An 18,869-nucleotide genomic window follows, 5' to 3' on the forward strand; every position below is an offset into this window, starting at 1 on the left:
AGGCCGCGTTTGCGGCCTGCCGGTTGATGGTCTCAAGACATCATGTCAGTGGACGGCGGTCTTTTCAAACTGCCGCAGCATCTGGTTGCCACGTTCGACGGCCGAGTCCAGCGCCTGCTTGGCGGTCTTCTTGCCGGCCAGCGCCTGCTCGATCTCTTCCGACCACATGTCCCGCAGCTGCACCATGTTGCCGAGGCGCAGACCGCGGGAATTCTCGGTCGGCTCCTTGTTGGTGAGCTCGAGCAGCGGGGTCTCGAGATAGGGCTGGTCCTTGTAGAAGCCCTCTTCCTTGGCCTTGGCGTAGGCTGCCTTCGTGATCGGCAGATAGCCCGAGGCCTTGTGGATCCAGATCTGGCGATCGGTGTCGGAGAGGAAGGTCAGGAACTTGGCCACGCCCTTGTATTCTTCGGCCGACTTGCCGCCCATCACCCACAGCGAGGCGCCGCCGATGATCGAGTTCTGCGGCGCGCCCTTGACGTCGGGATAATACGGCATCGGCGCGGCGGTGAAGTTGAACTTGGCCTGCGCCTTGACGTTGCCGAAGAAGGCCGACGAGGTCAGGTAGATCGGGCACTCGCCCGCGGTGAAGCGGCCTTCGCCGGTGTTGGTGCGGCCGGCATAGTCGTAGGTCTTGTCCTTTTGCAGCTCGACCAGGTTCTCGAGATGCTTGACCTGCAGCGGACCGTTGAATTCGAGCACGGTGTCGAAGCCGTCGAGGCCGTTGGCCTTGCTGGCGAGCGGCACGTTGTGCCAGGCCGAGAGCTGCTCGAGATTGACCCAGGTGACCCACGAGCCGGAGAAGCCGCAGGTGGTGTAGCCGGCCGCCTTCAGCTTCTTGGCGTCCTCGAACACTTGCGGCCAGGTCTTCGGAATCTCCGCGATGTTGGCCTTCTTCAGCGCATCGAGATTGACCCACATCACGGTCGACGACGAGTTGAAGGGGAACGACAGCATCTCGCCCTTTGAGGTCGAGTAATAGCCGGTGATCGCGGGCAGATAGACGCTCGGATCGAACTTCTCGCCGGCGTCGGCCATCAGCTTGTAGACCGGTTTGACGGCGCCGGTGGCGGCCATCATCGTTGCGGTGCCGACCTCGAACACCTGCATGATGTGCGGCGCGTTGCCGGCGCGGAACGCAGCGATGCCGGCGTTCATGGTGTCGGCGTAGCCGCCCTTGTAGGTCGGGATCACCTTGTAGTCGGACTGCGAGGCGTTGAAATCGTTGGCCAGCTTGACGATGACGTCGTTGTTGGCGCCGGTCATCGCGTGCCACCACTGAATCTCCGTCACTGCAAACGCAGGCGACGCGAATACAAGCGTGGCAGCAGCTGCCGCAGCAGCGCCGAGTCGTCTGAAAATCATCAAAAGCCCCTCCCGGTTGGAACGTCATCTTTCGTTGCGCGCGTTAACAGCGCCGGATGACGTTCAAATGACCGTATAAACGAAAGCCATGGTACGGGGGAAGCCGAAGCAAAGGGAAGCGCTAAAAAAGGCGGAGAACGCAGCCGCGTGCGTGCGGTGCAACGCCGGACGCGACGTTGCACCGCAGGGGCTGACGGTTCTCGAAGACACGGACTCCGCATCACCTCGCCCCGCGTGCGGGGAGAGGTCGGAACGCATCGTTAGATGCGTTCCGGGTGAGGGGGATTCTCCGCAAACGCCGCTACTGTCGTATGCGCGGAGACAGCCCCTCACCCCAACCCTCTTCCCGTAAGAACGGGGCGAGGGAGTGCACCGCCATCGCGGTCGCTATTCGACGTGATCTCCTGACGCGTCAGCGCTGGCGCTGGGGACCGCAGACCACGCCCTTGTCGACCAGGCCGTTGATCTCGTCCTTGGAGTAGCCGAACTCGCCGAGCACTTCCGCAGCGTGCTGGCTGAACTTCGGTGGCGTGCGGCGCAGGCTCGGCTTGGTGCGTTCGAGGCGGATCGGCGAGGCGACGCCCCTGTACCAATCCTTCTCGATGACGTCGCCGCGATGGATCGTGTGCGGGTTAGTCAGCGCCTGGTCGATCTTCTGCACCGGGCCGGCCGGCAAGCCGGCGGCGAGCAGCCGGTTGCACAGCGGTTCGGCCTCGTGCTGGCTGAACACCGCGGCAAGCTCGGCCCGCAGCGCATCGCGGTTGGCGATGCGGTCCTTGTTGCGGGCAAAGCGCGGATCGGTGCCGAGCTCGGGCTTGCCGATCTCCTTGGCGAGCTTGCGGAAGGTGCCGTCATTGCCGACGCCGATGAAGATGTTGTCGGTCTTGGTCGGGAAGATCGCGTAAGGCACGAGGTTGGGATGCTCGTTGCCGGTGAGCGATGGCGGCTTGCCATGCATGAAATAGTTCGCGGTGTGCGGATGCATGATCGCAAGCCCGGTCTCGTACAGCGTGGTCTCGATGAACTGGCCGAGCCCCGAGCGCTGCCGCTCCGACAGCGCCATCAGGATGCCGATCGCCGCATAGAGCCCGGTCGTGATGTCGACCAGCGGCACACCGATGCGCATCGGGCCGCTCTCGGGCGAACCGGTCGCCGCGATCATGCCGGTCATCGCCTGGATGATCGCGTCATAGCCGGGATTGCCGCCGCGCGGGCCGTCGGCGCCGAAGCCGGAGATCCGGCAATGCACGAGGCGCGGAAATTTCGCGCGCAGCACGTCGTTGCCGATGCCCCATTTGTCGAGCGTGCCCGGCTTGAAGTTCTCGATCAGCACGTCGGCGGTTTCGAGCATCTTCATCAGCACCGCGCGTCCACCCTCGGAGGCGAGGTCGAGGCCGATCGAGCGCTTGTTGCGGTTGATGCCGACGAAATAGGCCGCGTCTTCCTCATGGAAGGGAGGGCCCCAGTCGCGCACCTCGTCGCCGGCGGGCGGCTCGACCTTGATCACGTCGGCGCCGTGGTCGGCAAGGATCTGGGTGCAATACGGGCCGCCGAGCACGCGCGTCAGATCGATCACGCGCAGTCCGGTCATCGCGCCCGTAGCCGCTGGGGTATTCATGGAAACAACCTTCGCTCAGTTGGGACTAGAAGACGAGGTCCCAGAGCTAACGGTCTTCAGGCGAGGCAGCAATGCTTCCGTCGGCGCAGGCCCATGCAGCAGGCGGCGCGTGCGTTCGCCAAGCGAACTGAAAAGAGCGAACTGGCATCCGCAATGCAATGCTCTCTTGAAATGCAATAGTCCGCCACGCGGGACGTGGCGGACTATCGGCAGTCGGTGAACTAGACGACGCTCAGCTTGACGTCGACATTGCCGCGGGTCGCGTTGGAATAGGGGCACACATGGTGGGCCTTCTCGACCAGCGCTTCGGCATCAGCGCGGGAGAGGCCGGGCAGCGAGACGGCGAGATCGACGGCAAGGCCGAAGCCGCCTTCCGAACGCGGGCCGATGCCGACCGTCGAGGTCACCGAGGCGTCGGCGGGAACCTTGGGGCCGCCCTGGGAGGCCACGAACTTCATGGCGCCGATGAAGCAGGCGGCATAGCCGGCTGCGAACAGCTGCTCCGGATTGTTGCCGGCGCCACCCCCGCCACCGAGCTCCTTCGGGGTCGTGAGCTTGACGTCGAGTGCGCCGTCGAGCGTTGCTGCATGGCCGTCGCGGCCGCCGGTTGCCTTGGCGCTGGTCTTGTAGAGCACGTTCACAGACATTGTGGTCTCCCTTGGGTTTGGACTTCAGTTCGAATTCGATGTGACATGTGTTGCATCCAATTAGATTGTGCGCAATATAAATTATGCGGCCTCACATTTAATTGTTCGCAATTGAATCCGCGGTCCTGTGAGCCCAGAATGACCCGGAAACGAGATGGATTCGATGGGAATCATGGTCAGGAAACAGACGGCGGCGGATCAGGCGCTGCGGCTCGATAACCAGATCTGCTTTGCGGTCTATTCGACCGCGCACGCCTTCAACCGCGTCTACAAGCCGCTGCTCGACCGGCTCGGGCTGACCTATCCGCAGTATCTCGTGATGCTGGCGCTGTGGGAGCGCGACAACGTGCCGGTGAAGGACCTCGGCGAGCGGCTGTTCCTGGATTCCGGCACGCTGACGCCGCTGCTGAAACGGCTGGAAGCGGCGGAACTGATCAGGCGAACCCGCAGCACCGAAGACGAGCGGGTGGTGCTGATCGCGCTGACGCCGCAGGGCCACGCGCTGCGTGAAAAGGCCAAGGCCGTTCCGCAGTCGATCCTCGCGGCCTCGGACTGTACGGTTGGCGAGTTGATGGCGATGAAGAACGAGATCGTCGCGCTGCGCGACCGGCTCAATGCGGTGCTGGGGGAGTAGCGGCCGCGAAACGGGGCGCGCTTGTTAGGGCTGCGCCGGCACTCTGCAAGTCGCGCACTGGAAATCACTGCCGCGCTCGTCGTGACGAATCTCGAAGCCCTCCGGGACCAGTTCGATCCGATTTCGGAAGGGCGTGATCTCCGAAAGCCGGGCATGGCCCGTGCGCTGGCACCTCGGGCACCGCAAGAATTCGGTCCAGCTGGAATCGCGCATGGCTTGGCGTCCGTTGGCACCGGAGAAGATAGCAACCAATGGACGCTCGAGCTTTGTTCTGGATCAAAAATGCGGCGCGGAGGTTGCTAGAGGCGCTTCTTGGCGAAGGCGCGGCCGCTATGGGACTTGAGGTATTTCTCGAACGCCAGGGCTTTGTACTTGTCGGGAAATGCGCAGTACCAGACGAGCTGCCACGGCTTGAATTTTGAGGTTTGCGCGGACTTGCCGGCGTTATGCTCGGGAATCCGCCGTTTCAGATCCTCGGTGGCGCCAATGTATTCTTGCTCAGGGAAGTTGATGCTGCGGATGATGTAGACGCACCACATTCGCTTCCACTGAGGCCGGACGGGAGTAGAACCCTTGGCAGTCCGTCTTCGCCCTTCGGGCTACGCCGGACACCACGCTTCGCCCTTCAGGCAACTCGTGGCTGCGCCACGCGTAGCCCGAAGGGCGGAGCGTGGTGGAGCCAGGCGGGATCGAACCGCCGACCTCTTGCATGCCATGCAAGCGCTCTCCCAGCTGAGCTATGGCCCCTTATCCAGTTGGGATGATCCTGGGGGATCGATCCCGGCCCGCGCGGCCTGGATGACTCGCGCGGCAGCACCGTTGATCATAGATCGGCGCCGATCTCAAGTCTCTTCGTCACCGCCGACGTCACCAATAATATCGGTCACGTCCTCATCGCCCTCTTCCTCGTCGGCGATGAAGGTCGAATCGTCGTCGTCATCGTCGTCGATGGTCTCATCGACCTCGATATCGTCCTCGGATTCGGGAACCACGGCCTTGACCTTGCCGGTGTTCTCCTCGGCATCGGCCTCCTCGAGCGAGACCAACTCTTCGGTCTCGGCCGCCTCGGGCATCTCGGCGGCGGTCGCAGGTGAACTGACGGTGGCGCCACGGCCGCCCCGCGGCGGGGCTACGGGCGCGATCGGCACGACCTCGCCGGTGTAGGGCGAAATCACCGGATTCTTGTTGAGGTCGTAGAACTTCTTGCCCGTGGTCGGGCAAATGCGCTTGGTTCCGAGCTCGGACTTGGCCAACGTGGTCATCCCAGAATTTTGCTGAAAAACGGTGCTTCACTTGGCTAGTTGAGGAGCCGCTGTCAATAGCGGTTTGCGCGCAAGTGACGGGCGCGTGACGCGGTGTTGCCTATGTGATACCTGCCGCGGCGCGAGAGGACACAATCTTGGCCCATTCCGACACCCCGACCCCGCTGGAATCGCGCGTTTGCGGCCCCCTGGCCGGCAAGGTCCGCGTTCCCGGCGACAAATCGATTTCCCACCGTGCCCTGATCCTCGGGGCGCTTTCGGTCGGCGAAACCCGCATTTCCGGCCTTCTGGAGGGCGAGGACGTCCTCAATACCGCCAAATCCATGCGCGCGCTGGGCGCCAAGGTGGAGCGGACAGCGCCCTTTGCCTGGTCGGTCTCGGGCGTCGGCGTCGGGGGCTTCGCCCAGCCCTCGGCGCCGCTCGATTTCGGCAATTCCGGCACCGGCTGCCGGCTGGTGATGGGTGCGGTGGCCGGCTGCCCGATCGCGGCCATTTTCGACGGCGACGCCTCGCTGCGTACGCGGCCGATGCGCCGGATTCTCGATCCCTTGGAGCTGATGGGCGCCCGGACCAGCGACGTCAGGGAGGGCGGCCGGCTGCCGCTCACCCTGCATGGCGCCCGCTATCCGGTGCCGATCGTCTACAAGACCCCGGTCGCCTCGGCCCAGATCAAGTCCGCGGTGCTGCTGGCGGGCCTGTCCGCGCCCGGCATCACCACGGTCATCGAGCAGGAGGCGAGCCGCGACCACACCGAGCTGATGCTGAAGCATTTCGGCGCCGAGATCTCCACGGAGAAGGAAGGCAGCCACGGCCGCAGGATCTCGCTGAACGGTGAGCCCGAGCTGCACGGCGCGGAGGTCGTGGTGCCCGCCGATCCGTCCTCGGCCTCGTTCCCGATCGTCGCGGCGCTGATCGTCGAAGGGTCCGACGTCGTGTTCTCCGACGTGATGACCAATCCGCTGCGCACCGGCCTGTTCACCACATTGCGCGAAATGGGCGCCTCGATCGAGGAGAGCGATCCGCGCGGCGATGCCGGCGAGCCGATGGCGCAATTGCGCGTGCGGGCCTCGAAGTTGAAGGGCGTCGAGGTGCCGCCGGAGCGCGCGCCGTCGATGATCGATGAATATCTGGTGCTGGCGGTTGCGGCGGCGTTTGCCGAGGGCACCACGATCATGCGCGGCCTGCAGGAGCTGCGCGTCAAGGAGTCCGACCGTCTCGAAGCCACCGCCGACATGCTGCGCGTCAACGGCGTCAAGGTCGAGGTTTCCGGCGATGACCTGATCGTCGAGGGCCGCGGCCACGTTCCGGGCGGCGGCCTTGTTGCCACCCATATGGATCATCGCATCGCGATGTCGGCGCTGGTGATGGGTTGTGCTTCGGATCGGCCGGTGAAGATCGATGACACCGCCTTCATCGCCACCAGTTTCCCGGATTTCATACCGATGATGCGCGCGCTCGGAGCTGACTTCGCATGATCATTGCCATCGATGGACCCGCCGCCTCCGGCAAGGGCACGCTCGGCAAGCGGCTCGCCCACCACTACGGCTACCGCCATCTCGACACCGGCGTGATCTACCGCGCGGTGGCCTATGCGATGATGGCGCAGGGCGCCGATCTCAACGATGAGGCGCTGGCGGTGGCCGTCGCGCTCGAGCTCGATCCCGAGAAGTTCGGCAATCCGATCCTGAAGACCCAGAAGGTCGGCGAGGGCGCATCTGTCGTCTCGGCCTTTCCCAAGGTGCGCGAGGCGCTGGTCAACTTCCAGCGCCAGTTCGCCGCCGATCCGCCCGGTGCGGTGCTGGATGGACGCGACATCGGCACCGTGATCTGCCCGGACGCCGACGTGAAGATCTTCGTAGTGGCCGATCCCCGCGTGCGGGCGCGGCGGCGCACCCTGGAGGCCCGCGCCCGCGGCGAGGACGCCGACGAGGAGGCGGTGCTGGCTGACATCCTCAAGCGCGACGAGCGGGACAAGAACCGTGCCGTTGCGCCGTTGCGGCCGGCGGCGGACGCCCACACGCTGGACAATTCCAATCTCGACATCGAGGCCGGCGTCCGCGCCGCCATCGCCATCGTCGAGGCGGCGCGCGCCCGGCGCTGATCCCGCCGCCAAGCCCCGGAAAAGAAAAAGCGCGATGACGAGGTCACCGCGCCAGGCGCACCTAGATCGTGTGGTTTTGGAGCCATTGGATCAGTTCTTCGACCAGTAGCGGTCGAACGGCAATTCCTGCTCGGCCATGCTGAGCAGCGGCTGCGCCACCGCGGCAGACGTGCCGTGTGCGGCCGGAGCAGCGCCGGGCATCCCGGCAATCGCATTTCCAATCGTCAGGACGGCAATCGCCGCCAGCACCATAAAGCTTTTCATTGGTAATCCCCCTGTTTTGAACGGTGCTATCGTATGGGGTGCTGCTTAAGGGTGGGTTCCGCGGCGTTCTCCTGCGGGGGCATTTCACGCGACTCGGTCAACAGCGCGTTGCGACGCCGGATCTGGAGCGCCGTCGGGGCGCGATTAGCCTTAAGCGCCCGCAAATCGGGCATTTCCGGCTTGCTCAAAATGGGCCCCGGAGCTATATCAGCGCCGTTCGGAGCGCCATCGACCGTGTCGAGGCCGTGTCTGAGCGGGCCGGCGCCGGGTTTGAGCCCTCGCCGCATCTGGAGGAACGCCCGCTCCCAGGTCTTGAAGGCGATATTTTCGTTTCAGGCTCCCGACAATTCAAACGTACCGAACGTGCAGTTTTACTGCCGGCCCGCTGTTGCACCTCCTGCAATGAGCGGTCGTCAGGGTTTGCGGAACCCTGACACTTCGCGCGCGGTGCGCCCATCAACCCGAACGGCCGGCATGATCCCGCATTTGGAGAACAAATGGCTTCGAATACTGTGTCTTCCTATACCCCCACCCGCGACGATTTCGCGGCGATGCTTGATGAATCCTTTGCCGGCGGCAATTTGCAGGAAAGCTCGGTCATCAAGGGCAAGGTGGTTGCAATTGAGAAGGACATGGCCGTCATCGACGTCGGCCTGAAGACCGAAGGCCGCGTGGCGCTGCGCGAATTCGCCGGCCCCGGCCGTGAAAGCGATCTGAAAGTCGGCGACGAAGTCGAGGTGTTCCTCGACCGGATCGAGAATGCGCTCGGCGAAGCCGTGCTGTCGCGCGACAAGGCGCGCCGCGAGGAAAGCTGGGGCAAGCTCGAGAAGGCGTTCCAGAACAACGAAAAGGTCAACGGCGTCATCTTCAACCAGGTCAAGGGCGGCTTCACGGTCGACCTCGACGGTGCGGTGGCCTTCCTGCCGCGCTCGCAGGTCGACATTCGTCCGATCCGCGACGTTGCGCCGCTGATGAACAACTCGCAGCCGTTCCAGATCCTCAAGATGGACCGCCGCCGCGGCAACATCGTGGTGTCGCGCCGCACGGTTCTCGAAGAGACCCGCGCCGAGCAGCGCCAGGAGCTGGTGCAGAACCTCGAAGAGGGTCAGGTGATCGACGGCGTGGTCAAGAACATCACCGATTACGGTGCGTTCGTTGATCTCGGCGGCATCGACGGCCTGCTCCACGTGACCGATATCGCCTGGCGTCGCGTCAACCACCCGACCGAGGTGCTGACCATCGGCCAGACCGTGAAGGTCAAGATCATCAAGATCAACCACGAGACGCACCGCATCTCGCTCGGTATGAAGCAGCTGCTGGATGATCCGTGGCAGGGCATTGAAGCCAAGTACCCGCTGGGTGCCCGCTTCACCGGCCGCGTCACCAACATCACCGACTACGGCGCGTTCGTCGAGCTCGAGCCGGGCATCGAAGGCCTGATCCACGTCTCCGAGATGTCGTGGACCAAGAAGAACATGCACCCCGGCAAGATCGTTTCGACCTCGCAGGAAGTCGAAGTGCAGGTGCTCGAAGTGGATTCGGTCAAGCGCCGCATCTCACTCGGTCTCAAGCAGACCATGCGCAATCCCTGGGAAGTCTTCGTCGAGAAGTTCCCGGTCGGTTCGGTGGTCGAGGGCGAGGTCAAGAACAAGACCGAGTTCGGTCTGTTCCTCGGTCTCGAGGGCGACGTCGACGGCATGGTTCACCTCTCCGACCTCGACTGGAAGCTTCCGGGCGAGCAGGTCATCGACAACTTCAAGAAGGGCGACATGGTCAAGGCCGTGGTGCTCGATGTCGATGTCGAGAAGGAGCGTATCTCGCTCGGCGTCAAGCAGCTCGAAGGCGATCCCTTCGCCGAGCCGGGCGACGTCAAGAAGGGCGCGGTCGTGACCTGCGAAGTGCTCGAAGTGAAGGAGAGCGGCATCGAGGTCCGGATTTCGGGCACCGAGTTCACCACCTTCATCAAGCGGTCCGAGCTGGCCCGCGATCGCAACGACCAGCGCGCCGAACGCTTTGCCGTCGGCGAGAAGGTCGATGCCCGCGTCATCCAGTTCGACAAGAAGGCCCGCAAGGTGCAGGTCTCGATCAAGGCGCTGGAAGTTGCTGAAGAGAAGGAAGCCATCGCGCAGTACGGCTCCTCCGATTCGGGAGCGACGCTTGGCGACATCCTCGGCACCGCGCTGAAGAACCGCGGCACCGACAAGTAAGCCTTCGTCTCGTTGAGGCGAACAATCGGGGCCCCGGCGCAAGCCGGGGCCCTTTTTGTTATCCCGTAATCCGTAGCCCGGATGAAGCGCAGCGAAATCCGGGGCTCTGTCCCCGCGACGATTCTTCCCGGATTACGCTGCGCTTCATCCGGGCTACGATGCAGGCAACATGACGGGCCTTGTTTTCTTCATATTGCGTCGCAATTGATGTATTTGGCTAAGCTGATAGTGACGCTGCGACGGCAAAACGCGCGGATTGCGCGCTGACTATTTCGGGAGAGATCGGATGTCGCTGGATTCAGACGTGATCGTCGACCGCCGCCGGATCAGGCGCAAGCTGACGTTCTGGCGCGTCGCCGCTGCGGTCATTGCAATCGCGGCCATCGTCGGCGTGGGCGTGATCGCCGCCGGCGGACGCGGCACCTTTTCGACGTCGAACACGATCGCGCGGATCAATATCGACGGCCTGATCCGCAGCGACCAGGAGCGCGTCGAAGCGCTGGAGCGGCTCGGCAAGTCAAGCTATGCGGCCGTGGTCGTGCACATCAATTCGCCCGGCGGCACCACTGCGGGCTCCGAGCAGCTTTACGACTCGCTGATGCAGCTGAAGGCGAAGAAGCCGCTCGTCGTCGTGGTCGAGGGACTGGCGGCCTCGGGCGGCTACATCACGGCGATCGCCTCGGACCATATCGTCGCCCAGCAGACCTCGCTGGTCGGCTCGATCGGCGTGCTGTTCCAGTTTCCCAACGTGTCCGAATTGCTCAAGACCGTCGGCGTGAAGATGGAGGAGATCAAGTCTTCCCCGCTGAAGGCGGCGCCCAACGGCTTCGAGCCGACCAGTCCGGAGGCCCGCGCTGCGATCGACGGCCTGGTCAAGGATTCCTATGCGTGGTTCCGTGGATTGGTGAAGGAACGGCGCGGCATGGACGACGCCCTGCTGGAGAAGGTCGCGGATGGCCGCGTCTTCACTGGCCGGCAGGCGGTCGATCTCAAGCTGATCGATCAGCTCGGGGATGAGAAGACCGCGATCGCCTGGCTGGTTGCGGAGAAGAAGGTCAAAAGCGACCTGCCGGTGCGCAATTACAAGCTCAATCCGCGATTCAGCGACCTGACCTTCCTGCGCACCGCGGCGTCGATGACGCTCGATGCGTTCGGCCTTGGCGGCATCGCGCGGCGGATCGAGCAGGGTGGCGTTGCCCAGGCGGTCGACCGGTTCGGGCTCGACGGCATGCTGGCGTTGTGGACTCCCGGAGGAACCGACTAGTCGAGAGCGAAAGGCGTACTGATCAGGGTATTCTCGCTCTGCGGGAATCGCCGCATGCCCCAATTGGGCTATTTGTCACGCGATTTCACGGCGTCCTAAATCGATTTAGCGTCTTGACAGTGCACGGCATTTTCACGGAAATGGGTTTCCGCAAGAGCCCGGATCCCATTTTCGATGATCAAATCCGAACTTGTTCAGCGTATCGCCGAGCACAACCCGCACCTCTATCAGCGGGACGTCGAGAATATTGTGAATGCGATTCTCGATGAAATCGTCGCGGCGCTGGCGCGTGGCGACCGCGTCGAGCTGCGCGGTTTTGGCGCTTTCTCGGTGAAGCATCGCCCGGCCCGTGCCGGCCGCAATCCGCGTACCGGCGAGCATGTGCCGGTCGACCAGAAGAGCGTGCCGTTCTTCAAGACCGGCAAGGAAATGCGCGAGCGCCTCAATCGCGACGAGGCTGAGGCGGGAGCCTCCAAGATCGACGCGCCCAAGGCTGATGCTTAAGGCTGACGCTTAGCGCGACGCCCGGCGTTGTCGTTGCTGCGAGCGATGGGCCCGCACTTTCTCCATCGCTGCGAGAGATGGTCATGCGAAAGTTCTTCACGGCAGTGGTCGTCGTTCCGCTCGGACTGATCTTCATCATCTTCGCCGTCGCCAACCGTCACTGGGTGACGGTGTCGTTTGATCCCTTCAACTCTGTGACGCCGACGGTTGCGGTCACACTGCCGCTGTTCGTCGTCATCATCGCGTCCGCCATTCTCGGCGTAATCGCCGGTGGTATTGGAACCTGGTTCAAGCAAGGGCGCTGGCGCCGCGCCGCCCGGCAGCATGAGGCCGACGCCCGCCACGTCCGCGCCGAGCTCGCCGACCTCAGGGCCACGGCCTCCCGGGACGACGCGCAGCGTCGTTCGGCCCCGGCCCAGCTGGGCTTTTACGGGCCCAATGGGCGAGACAAGCAGGGCGCGACGTTGTAGAACCCGCCCCGTCGGACCCGGGGCAACCCCTGTTCCGGCCGCCCGAAAACCCGTTTTTGAGACCCGTTTCGAGACCATGCCCCTGCTCGTCAAAATCTGCGGCCTGTCCACGCGCGAGACGCTCGACGTCGCGCTTGAGGGCGGCGCGGACATGGTCGGGTTCGTGTTCTTCTCCCCGTCGCCGCGCCATATCAGCCTCGAGACCGCGCGCGAGCTTGGCAGCCGCGCCAAGGGCCGCGCTGTCAAGGTCGCGCTGACGGTCGATGCCGACGACGCCACGCTCGAAAACATCGTCGAGACGCTGCGCCCGGATATCCTGCAATTGCACGGCAAGGAAACCACCGCGCGGCTGCGCGACATCAAGCAGAAGTTCGGCCTGCCGCTGATGAAGGCGCTGCCGGTCGAGACCGCGGCCGACCTCGCCCCGCTGCCGGGCTATGCCGGCGTCGCCGACCGTATCCTGTTCGATGCCCGCGCGCCGAAGGATGCCACCCGGCCCGGCGGTCTCGGCGCGCCGTTCGATTGGCACCTGCTGGAAAATCTCGATCTCGCGCTGCCCTACATGGTCTCCGGCGGGCTCAACGCCGCCAACGTCGCTGAAGCTGTCCGCGTCACCCGCGCCGGCGGGGTCGACGTGTCGTCGGGCGTCGAGCGCACGCCGGGCGTCAAGGATCCCGAGCTGATCCGCGCCTTCATCCGCGCCGCACGCGCAACCCAAGAACTGATGGTTCGATGAATCAAAACCTGCCCAATTCCTTCCGCAGCGGCCCCGACGAGCGCGGGCATTTCGGCATTTTCGGCGGACGCTTCGTCGCGGAAACGCTGATGCCGCTGATCCTCGATCTCGAAAAGGCCTATGCCGACGCCAAGGCCGATCCGGCGTTCCAGGCCGAGATGAATGTCTATCTAAAGGACTATGTCGGCCGGCCCTCGCCGCTCTATTTCGCCGAACGGCTCACCGAGCATCTCGGCGGCGCCAAGATCTATCTGAAGCGCGAGGAGCTCAACCACACCGGTTCGCACAAGGTCAACAACGTGCTCGGCCAGATCATGGTCGCGCGCCGCATGGGCAAGAAGCGCATCATCGCCGAGACCGGCGCCGGCCAGCATGGCGTGGCGACGGCGACGCTGTGCGCGCGGTTCGGGCTCGAATGCGTGGTCTATATGGGCGCGATCGACGTCGAGCGGCAGCAGCCCAACGTGATCCGCATGGAGATGCTGGGTGCCAAGGTCGTCCCGGTGCAGTCGGGCGCGCGCACGCTGAAGGACGCGATGAACGACGCGCTGCGCGACTGGGTCACCAACGTGCACAACACCTTCTATTGCATCGGCACGGTGGCGGGTCCGCACCCCTATCCGATGATGGTGCGTGATTTCCAGTCGATCATCGGCCACGAGACGCGCACGCAGATGCAGGAGGCCGAGGGCCGGCTGCCGGACTCGCTGATCGCCTGCATCGGCGGCGGCTCCAATGCGATGGGTCTGTTCCATCCGTTCCTCGACGATCCCTCGGTCGAGATATTCGGTGTCGAAGCGGCTGGTCACGGGCTGACGCAGCTGCATGCGGCCTCGCTCGCCGGCGGGCGCCCCGGCGTGCTGCACGGCAACCGCACCTATCTGTTGATGGACGCCGACGGTCAGATCGAGGAAGCGCATTCGATCTCGGCCGGCCTCGATTATCCCGGCATCGGCCCCGAGCACGCCTGGCTGCATGAGACCGGCCGCGTGAAATATCTCTCGGCGACCGACGAGGAAGCGTTGGCCGCGTTCCAGCTGCTGTCGCGCCTCGAGGGCATCATCCCCGCGCTGGAATCGGCACACGCCATCGCGAAACTGTCCGAACTCGCGCCGCAACGGCCGAGGGATCACCTGATGGTGGTCAATCTCTCGGGCCGTGGCGACAAGGACGTGCCGCAGGTCGGCGACATCTTGAAGGCGAGGAAGAAGTGACCACCCGTATCGACGCACGTTTCGCCGAGCTGAAGCAGCAGGGCCGCTCCGCTTTCGTCACCTTCGTGATGGCCGGCGACCCCGACGCAAAAACCTCGCTCGACATCCTCAAGGCGCTGCCGAAGGCCGGCGCCGACGTCATCGAGATCGGCATGCCCTTCACCGATCCGATGGCCGATGGCCCGTCGATCCAGGCCGCCGGCCTGCGCGCGCTCAAGGGCGGCATGACGCTGCGCAAGACGCTGGCGATGGTCCGCGACTTCCGCAAGGACGACAACACGACGCCGATCGTGCTGATGGGCTACTACAATCCGATCTACATCTACGGCGTCGAGAGCTTCCTGGCCGATGCCAAGACCGCCGGCGTCGACGGCCTGATCATCGTCGACCTGCCGCCGGAGGAAGATACCGAGCTCTGCATCCCCGCGTTGAAGGCCGGGCTGAACTTCATCCGGCTGGCGACGCCGACCACCGACGACAAGCGCCTGCCGGCGGTGCTCGCGAACACCTCGGGCTTTGTCTATTACGTCTCGATCACCGGCATCACCGGCGCTGCGACGGCCGATTCGAACGCGGTTGCGGAAGCCGTTGCCCGCATCAAGCGGCACACCAAGCTGCCGGTCTGTGTCGGCTTCGGCATCCGCACTCCGGAAACGGCGCGCGCGATCGCCGAGAACGCCAACGGCGCCGTGGTCGGCACCGCGATCGTCGACGTGGTGCGCGCCAATCTCGATGCCGAGGGCCGCGCGACGCCGAAGACCGTGAGCGCGGTGGCGGACCTGGTGTCCGCGCTGGCGCAGGGGGTCCGGGGCGCCAAGCAGGCCGCTGAATAAGCCACATTTTGCGGCAACAAGGCCGCAGACGGCGGCTTGCCGGGTTCGCCCGGCCCGCCATATATCCAGCTGGTGCGGGACCGACCCGCATTTCGGAGCGAACCATGAACTGGCTCACCAACGTCGTCCGGCCGAAGATCCGCAACATCCTGCGGCGCGAGACGCCGGAAAACCTCTGGATCAAGTGCCCGGATTCCGGGCAGCTGGTGTTCTACAAGGACGTCGAGGCCAACCAGTTCGTGATCCCCGGCTCGAACTACCACATGCGCATGGGCGCGGTGGCGCGGTTGAAGTCGATCTTCGACAACGAGACCTGGTTCGACGTCGCGTTGCCCGAGGTGACGGCGGATCCGCTGAAATTCCGCGACGAGCGCAAATATGTCGACAAGATCAGGGATGCGCGGGCCAAGACCGGCCTGAACGACGCGGTCAAGGTCGGCTACGGCAAGCTCGAAGGCACCGGCGTCGTGGTCGCGGTGCAGGATTTCGATTTCATGGGCGGTTCGCTCGGCATGGCCGCCGGTGAAGCGATCGTGCGCGGGCTCGAGCTCGCGGTCGAGAAGAAGTCGCCCTTCATTGTGTTCGCCGCGTCCGGCGGCGCGCGGATGCAGGAAGGCATCCTGTCGCTGATGCAGATGCCGCGCACCACGGTCGGCGTGCAGATGCTGCGCGAGGCGAAGCAGCCCTACATCGTGGTGCTGACCAATCCGACCACCGGCGGCGTCACCGCCTCCTATGCGATGCTCGGCGACGTCCAGATTGCCGAACCCGGTGCGCTGATCGGCTTTGCCGGCGCCCGCGTGATCGAGCAGACCATTCGCGAGAAGCTGCCGGAAGGTTTCCAGCGCGCCGAGTATCTGCGCGAGCACGGCATGGTCGACATGGTCGTGCACCGCCATGAGATGAAGGCCATGCTGGCGCGGCTGTGCCGCCTGCTGACCAAGGCGCCGGCGCTTGAAACCGCGTCCAAGCCCACGGTTGCCGTCACCGAGCCGGCCCAGATCGTCACGGCACCGGAGACGGTGCCGGCCGCGCCGCACGCGTGACCGCAAGCGCCGCCCCATCGCAACCCTCGTTCGAGGCGTTGATCGCGCGGATATCGGCGCTGCATCCGAAGCGCATCGATCTCAGCCTCGATCGCATGCGCGGCCTGATGGAGCGGCTCGATCATCCCGAGCGCAAGCTGCCGCCGGTGATCCATGTCGCCGGCACCAATGGCAAGGGCTCGACCATTGCCTATCTGCGCGCGATCCTCGAAGCCGCCGGCCTGCGCGTGCACGTCTTCACCTCGCCCTATCTGGTCCGGCTCAACGAATGCTACCGGCTGGGTGCCACGGGCGGCGGCAAGCTCGTCGCTGACGACGAGCTGCGCACGACGTTCGAGCATTGCGAGCGCATCAACGCCGGCAACCCCATCACCATCTTCGAGATGGAAACCGCAGTCGCGTTCTGCCTGTTCGCAAAGTATCCGGCCGACGTGACGCTGCTCGAGGTCGGCCTCGGCGGCCGGCTGGATTCCACCAATGTGGTCGAGACGCCGCTGGCCTCGGTGATTACGCCGGTCAGCATGGATCACATGGAATTCCTCGGCGATACGCTGACTTTGATCGCCGGCGAGAAGGCCGCGATCATCAAGCGCAAGGTGCCGGTGATCTCTGCCGAGCAGGCGCCGGACGCGATGGCCGTGATCGAGGCGGAGGCGAACCGCATGCGCGCGCCGCTGCATGCGGCCGGCCAGCAATGGCATGTCGGCGTCGAGCGCGGCCGGCTGGTCTATCAGGATGAGCGCGGCTTGATGGACCTCGCCGCGCCAAAGCTGTTCGGCCGGCACCAGTTCGACAACGCGGGCCTCGCGATCGCGACCTTGCGTGCGATCGACACCTTCAAGCTCAACATCGCGGCCTATGAGGCCGGCATCGTCAATGCGGAATGGCCGGCGCGGATGCAGCGGCTGGTCTCAGGTAGCCTGGTCTGCCAGGGGCCGCAGGGCTCCGAGGTCTGGCTCGATGGCGGCCACAATGCCGAGGGCGGCCGCGTTGCGGCGGCGGCACTCGGCGACCTCGAGGAGCGCGTGTCGCGGCCGCTGGTCGTGATCGCAGGCATGATGGCCAACAAGGATGCCAATGCCTTCCTCGCCAATTTCGCCGGGCTGACGCGCCACATCATCGCGGTCCCGGTGCCCGGCCGCGACAACGGCATGGCGCCGGACAAGCTCGCAGATGCCGCGCGTGCGCTCGGCATGCGGGTCGAGATCGTATCCGGCGTCGACGCCGCGTTGCAACGGCTCGCCAGGCTGGCCTACGAGGTGCCGCCGCGCATCCTGATCACCGGCTCGCTGTACCTCGCGGGTCCCGTGCTTGCGGCCAACGGCACGCCTCCTGCATAAATGGTCCCGCGTCCCGGATGCGGTGCGCATGTGGGAGGACGAGACACCATGCGTTTTGCTGCGATCGCCGACATCCACGGCAACCACCTCGCGCTTGAAGCGGTGCTGTCGGATATCCGCGCGCAGGGCATTTCCGACATCGTCGATCTCGGCGACATGGTGAGCGGGCCGCTCGACGCCCGGCCGACCATCGACATGCTGATGGCGCTCGATGCGGTCCATCTGCTCGGCAATCACGACCGCTATCTGATCGACCGCCCGCACGAGAAGATGGGTTCCTGGGAGCGGCTGACCTACACCCAGCTCGAGCCGCGGCATCTCGACTGGCTGCGCACGCTGCCGCCGAATGCGGTCTATCGCGACGAGGTGTTCCTGTGTCACGCGACGCCGCAGGACGACGAGACCTACTGGCTCGAGACGGTGCTGCCGGGCGGCGAAGTCTGCATGTCCACGCTGGAATCGATCGAGGCGCGGGCGGCCGGCGTGACGCAATCGCTGATCCTGTGCGCGCACACCCATACCGCGCGCGCCGTGCGGTTTCGCGATGGGCGGCTGATCGTCAATCCCGGCAGCGTCGGCTCACCCGGCTATCGCGCCGGCAAGCCATATCCGCATGTCGTGGAGGCCGGTTCGCCCGATGCGCGCTACGCGATTCTTGAACAGGTCGGTCGCGACTGGGACGTCACCTTCCGCCACATCCCCTACGATCACGCCGCGATGGCGGCGCTGGCGCGGCGCAATGGTCAAGCCGAGCTCGCCTCGGCGCTGGCGACGGGATGGATCAGGTAATCTGCCTGCGTGCAATCTTCGTCACACGCGGGCTTGACCCGCGTGTCCATCAATCTTCGTAAGTACCTCTTTTCCAAAGCGGATGGATGGCCGGGTCAAGCCCGGCCATGACGAGCGAGGATTCATCTCGCTCAAAACAAAACGGCCGGCATGACGCCGGCCGTGTCGCAATTCGGCTAATTCGAAACAGATCAGACCGCAGCGGTGATCCACTGCTGCAGCTTGGCCTTCGGCGCGGCGCCGACCTGACGGGACGCCATCTCGCCGCCCTTGAAGATCATCAGGGTCGGGATCGACATCACGCCATACTTCGACGCGGTCTTCGGGCTCTCGTCGACGTTGAGCTTCACGATCTTGACCTTGTCGCCCATCGCGCCGGAAATCTCATCGAGAGCGGGCGCGATCATGCGGCAGGGTCCGCACCACTCGGCCCAGAAGTCGACGACCACCGGCCCGGTCGCCTTGAGCACTTCGGCTTCGAAATCGGCGTCAGAAACCTTGCCAACGGCCATGTGAGTACCTCGTACGGTTGAGAAAAGGGCGCGGCGGAGAATCGCGCCCGGGGAGCATGGGTCAAA

General features: G+C 64.7%; 20 protein-coding genes and 1 tRNA gene. 13 read left to right on the forward strand and 8 right to left on the reverse strand.

The annotated features are described in order from the left end of the window. Positions 1 to 45 precede the first annotated feature (45 nt). The 3 genes from ugpB to AAFG13_RS27195 all read right to left on the reverse strand — a co-directional run bounded on the left by ugpB (position 46) and on the right by AAFG13_RS27195 (position 3,627). Positions 46 to 1,362: a sn-glycerol-3-phosphate ABC transporter substrate-binding protein UgpB gene (gene ugpB / locus AAFG13_RS27185; RefSeq protein WP_212312564.1), complete on the reverse strand. Its 1,317-nt coding sequence runs from the start codon at positions 1,360 to 1,362 to the stop codon at positions 46 to 48. A 412-nt stretch (positions 1,363 to 1,774) separates the two neighbouring features. Continuing rightward, the gene (locus AAFG13_RS27190) at positions 1,775 to 2,980 is read right to left on the reverse strand and encodes a CaiB/BaiF CoA-transferase family protein (RefSeq protein WP_342708739.1); all 1,206 of its coding nucleotides are present in this window, start codon (positions 2,978 to 2,980) and stop codon (positions 1,775 to 1,777) included. A gap of 221 nt (positions 2,981 to 3,201) precedes the next feature. Next, the gene (locus AAFG13_RS27195) at positions 3,202 to 3,627 is read right to left on the reverse strand and encodes an organic hydroperoxide resistance protein (protein WP_076863571.1); all 426 of its coding nucleotides are present in this window, start codon (positions 3,625 to 3,627) and stop codon (positions 3,202 to 3,204) included. Positions 3,628 to 3,799: 172 nt separating this feature from the next. Here AAFG13_RS27195 and AAFG13_RS27200 point away from each other — a divergent pair, with 172 nt between their 5' ends. Further along, complete coding sequence (locus AAFG13_RS27200; RefSeq protein WP_342713403.1) at positions 3,800 to 4,261, forward strand: MarR family transcriptional regulator; 462 nt, start codon at positions 3,800 to 3,802, stop codon at positions 4,259 to 4,261. Between the two features lie 299 nt (positions 4,262 to 4,560). Here AAFG13_RS27200 and AAFG13_RS27205 read toward each other — a convergent pair whose 3' ends face one another. The 3 genes from AAFG13_RS27205 to AAFG13_RS27215 form a co-directional block, all read right to left on the reverse strand. After that, a complete protein-coding gene (locus tag AAFG13_RS27205) occupies positions 4,561 to 4,800 on the reverse strand; it encodes a GIY-YIG nuclease family protein (protein ID WP_342708741.1) in 240 nt (79 codons plus the stop codon). Positions 4,801 to 4,932: 132 nt separating this feature from the next. After that, a tRNA-Ala gene (locus tag AAFG13_RS27210) sits at positions 4,933 to 5,008 on the reverse strand. 95 nt (positions 5,009 to 5,103) lie between these two features. Continuing rightward, positions 5,104 to 5,514 (reverse strand): TIGR02300 family protein, encoded by a 411-nt coding sequence (locus AAFG13_RS27215; RefSeq protein WP_092126373.1) that lies wholly within the window; start codon positions 5,512 to 5,514, stop codon positions 5,104 to 5,106. 146 nt (positions 5,515 to 5,660) lie between these two features. On the opposite strand from AAFG13_RS27215, the gene aroA reads away from it, so the two are divergent. Together aroA and cmk are read left to right on the forward strand one after the other, a co-directional pair. Next, a complete protein-coding gene (gene aroA, locus AAFG13_RS27220; RefSeq protein WP_342708742.1) occupies positions 5,661 to 6,998 on the forward strand; it encodes a 3-phosphoshikimate 1-carboxyvinyltransferase in 1,338 nt (445 codons plus the stop codon). After that, positions 6,995 to 7,624: a (d)CMP kinase gene (cmk, locus tag AAFG13_RS27225; protein WP_176534641.1), complete on the forward strand. Its 630-nt coding sequence runs from the start codon at positions 6,995 to 6,997 to the stop codon at positions 7,622 to 7,624. Before aroA ends, cmk begins: the two co-directional genes overlap by 4 nt. 90 nt (positions 7,625 to 7,714) lie before the next feature. Here the strand turns inward: cmk and AAFG13_RS27230 are convergent, their stop codons facing one another. Further along, a complete protein-coding gene (locus AAFG13_RS27230; RefSeq protein WP_342708743.1) occupies positions 7,715 to 7,888 on the reverse strand; it encodes a hypothetical protein in 174 nt (57 codons plus the stop codon). A 497-nt stretch (positions 7,889 to 8,385) separates the two neighbouring features. On the opposite strand from AAFG13_RS27230, the gene rpsA reads away from it, so the two are divergent. From rpsA to AAFG13_RS27280, 10 genes are all read left to right on the forward strand, one after another. Continuing rightward, positions 8,386 to 10,095 (forward strand): 30S ribosomal protein S1, encoded by a 1,710-nt coding sequence (gene rpsA, locus AAFG13_RS27235; RefSeq protein WP_050404279.1) that lies wholly within the window; start codon positions 8,386 to 8,388, stop codon positions 10,093 to 10,095. 286 nt (positions 10,096 to 10,381) lie between these two features. Further along, entirely contained in the window at positions 10,382 to 11,359 is a 978-nt protein-coding gene (gene sppA, locus AAFG13_RS27240; RefSeq protein WP_212312556.1) for a signal peptide peptidase SppA, read from the forward strand. Between the two features lie 174 nt (positions 11,360 to 11,533). Next, a complete protein-coding gene (locus AAFG13_RS27245) occupies positions 11,534 to 11,863 on the forward strand; it encodes an integration host factor subunit beta (RefSeq protein WP_050426527.1) in 330 nt (109 codons plus the stop codon). An 83-nt stretch (positions 11,864 to 11,946) separates the two neighbouring features. Next, the gene (locus AAFG13_RS27250; RefSeq protein WP_207834248.1) at positions 11,947 to 12,333 is read left to right on the forward strand and encodes a LapA family protein; all 387 of its coding nucleotides are present in this window, start codon (positions 11,947 to 11,949) and stop codon (positions 12,331 to 12,333) included. Positions 12,334 to 12,409: 76 nt separating this feature from the next. Beyond that, positions 12,410 to 13,069: a phosphoribosylanthranilate isomerase gene (locus tag AAFG13_RS27255; protein WP_212312554.1), complete on the forward strand. Its 660-nt coding sequence runs from the start codon at positions 12,410 to 12,412 to the stop codon at positions 13,067 to 13,069. Beyond that, positions 13,066 to 14,283, forward strand: a complete 1,218-nt coding sequence (trpB, locus tag AAFG13_RS27260; RefSeq protein WP_342708744.1) for a tryptophan synthase subunit beta — start codon at positions 13,066 to 13,068, stop codon at positions 14,281 to 14,283. The genes AAFG13_RS27255 and trpB overlap by 4 nt, the downstream gene beginning before the upstream one ends. Further along, the gene (trpA, locus tag AAFG13_RS27265; RefSeq protein ID WP_173639758.1) at positions 14,280 to 15,116 is read left to right on the forward strand and encodes a tryptophan synthase subunit alpha; all 837 of its coding nucleotides are present in this window, start codon (positions 14,280 to 14,282) and stop codon (positions 15,114 to 15,116) included. Before trpB ends, trpA begins: the two co-directional genes overlap by 4 nt. 104 nt (positions 15,117 to 15,220) lie before the next feature. Beyond that, positions 15,221 to 16,162: an acetyl-CoA carboxylase, carboxyltransferase subunit beta gene (accD, locus tag AAFG13_RS27270; RefSeq protein ID WP_212312550.1), complete on the forward strand. Its 942-nt coding sequence runs from the start codon at positions 15,221 to 15,223 to the stop codon at positions 16,160 to 16,162. After that, positions 16,159 to 17,502, forward strand: coding sequence for a folylpolyglutamate synthase/dihydrofolate synthase family protein (locus AAFG13_RS27275; RefSeq protein ID WP_342708745.1), 1,344 nt, complete (start codon positions 16,159 to 16,161; stop codon positions 17,500 to 17,502). Before accD ends, AAFG13_RS27275 begins: the two co-directional genes overlap by 4 nt. Positions 17,503 to 17,550: 48 nt before the next feature. Further along, a complete protein-coding gene (locus tag AAFG13_RS27280; protein ID WP_342708746.1) occupies positions 17,551 to 18,291 on the forward strand; it encodes a metallophosphoesterase family protein in 741 nt (246 codons plus the stop codon). 191 nt (positions 18,292 to 18,482) lie between these two features. On the opposite strand, the gene trxA is transcribed toward AAFG13_RS27280, so the two are convergent. Then, positions 18,483 to 18,803, reverse strand: coding sequence for a thioredoxin (gene trxA, locus AAFG13_RS27285; protein WP_016847387.1), 321 nt, complete (start codon positions 18,801 to 18,803; stop codon positions 18,483 to 18,485). Between the last annotated feature and the right edge of the window lie 66 nt (positions 18,804 to 18,869).

It is taken from the genome of Bradyrhizobium sp. B124 (assembly GCF_038967635.1).
In the GTDB taxonomy this organism is placed as follows: domain Bacteria; phylum Pseudomonadota; class Alphaproteobacteria; order Rhizobiales; family Xanthobacteraceae; genus Bradyrhizobium.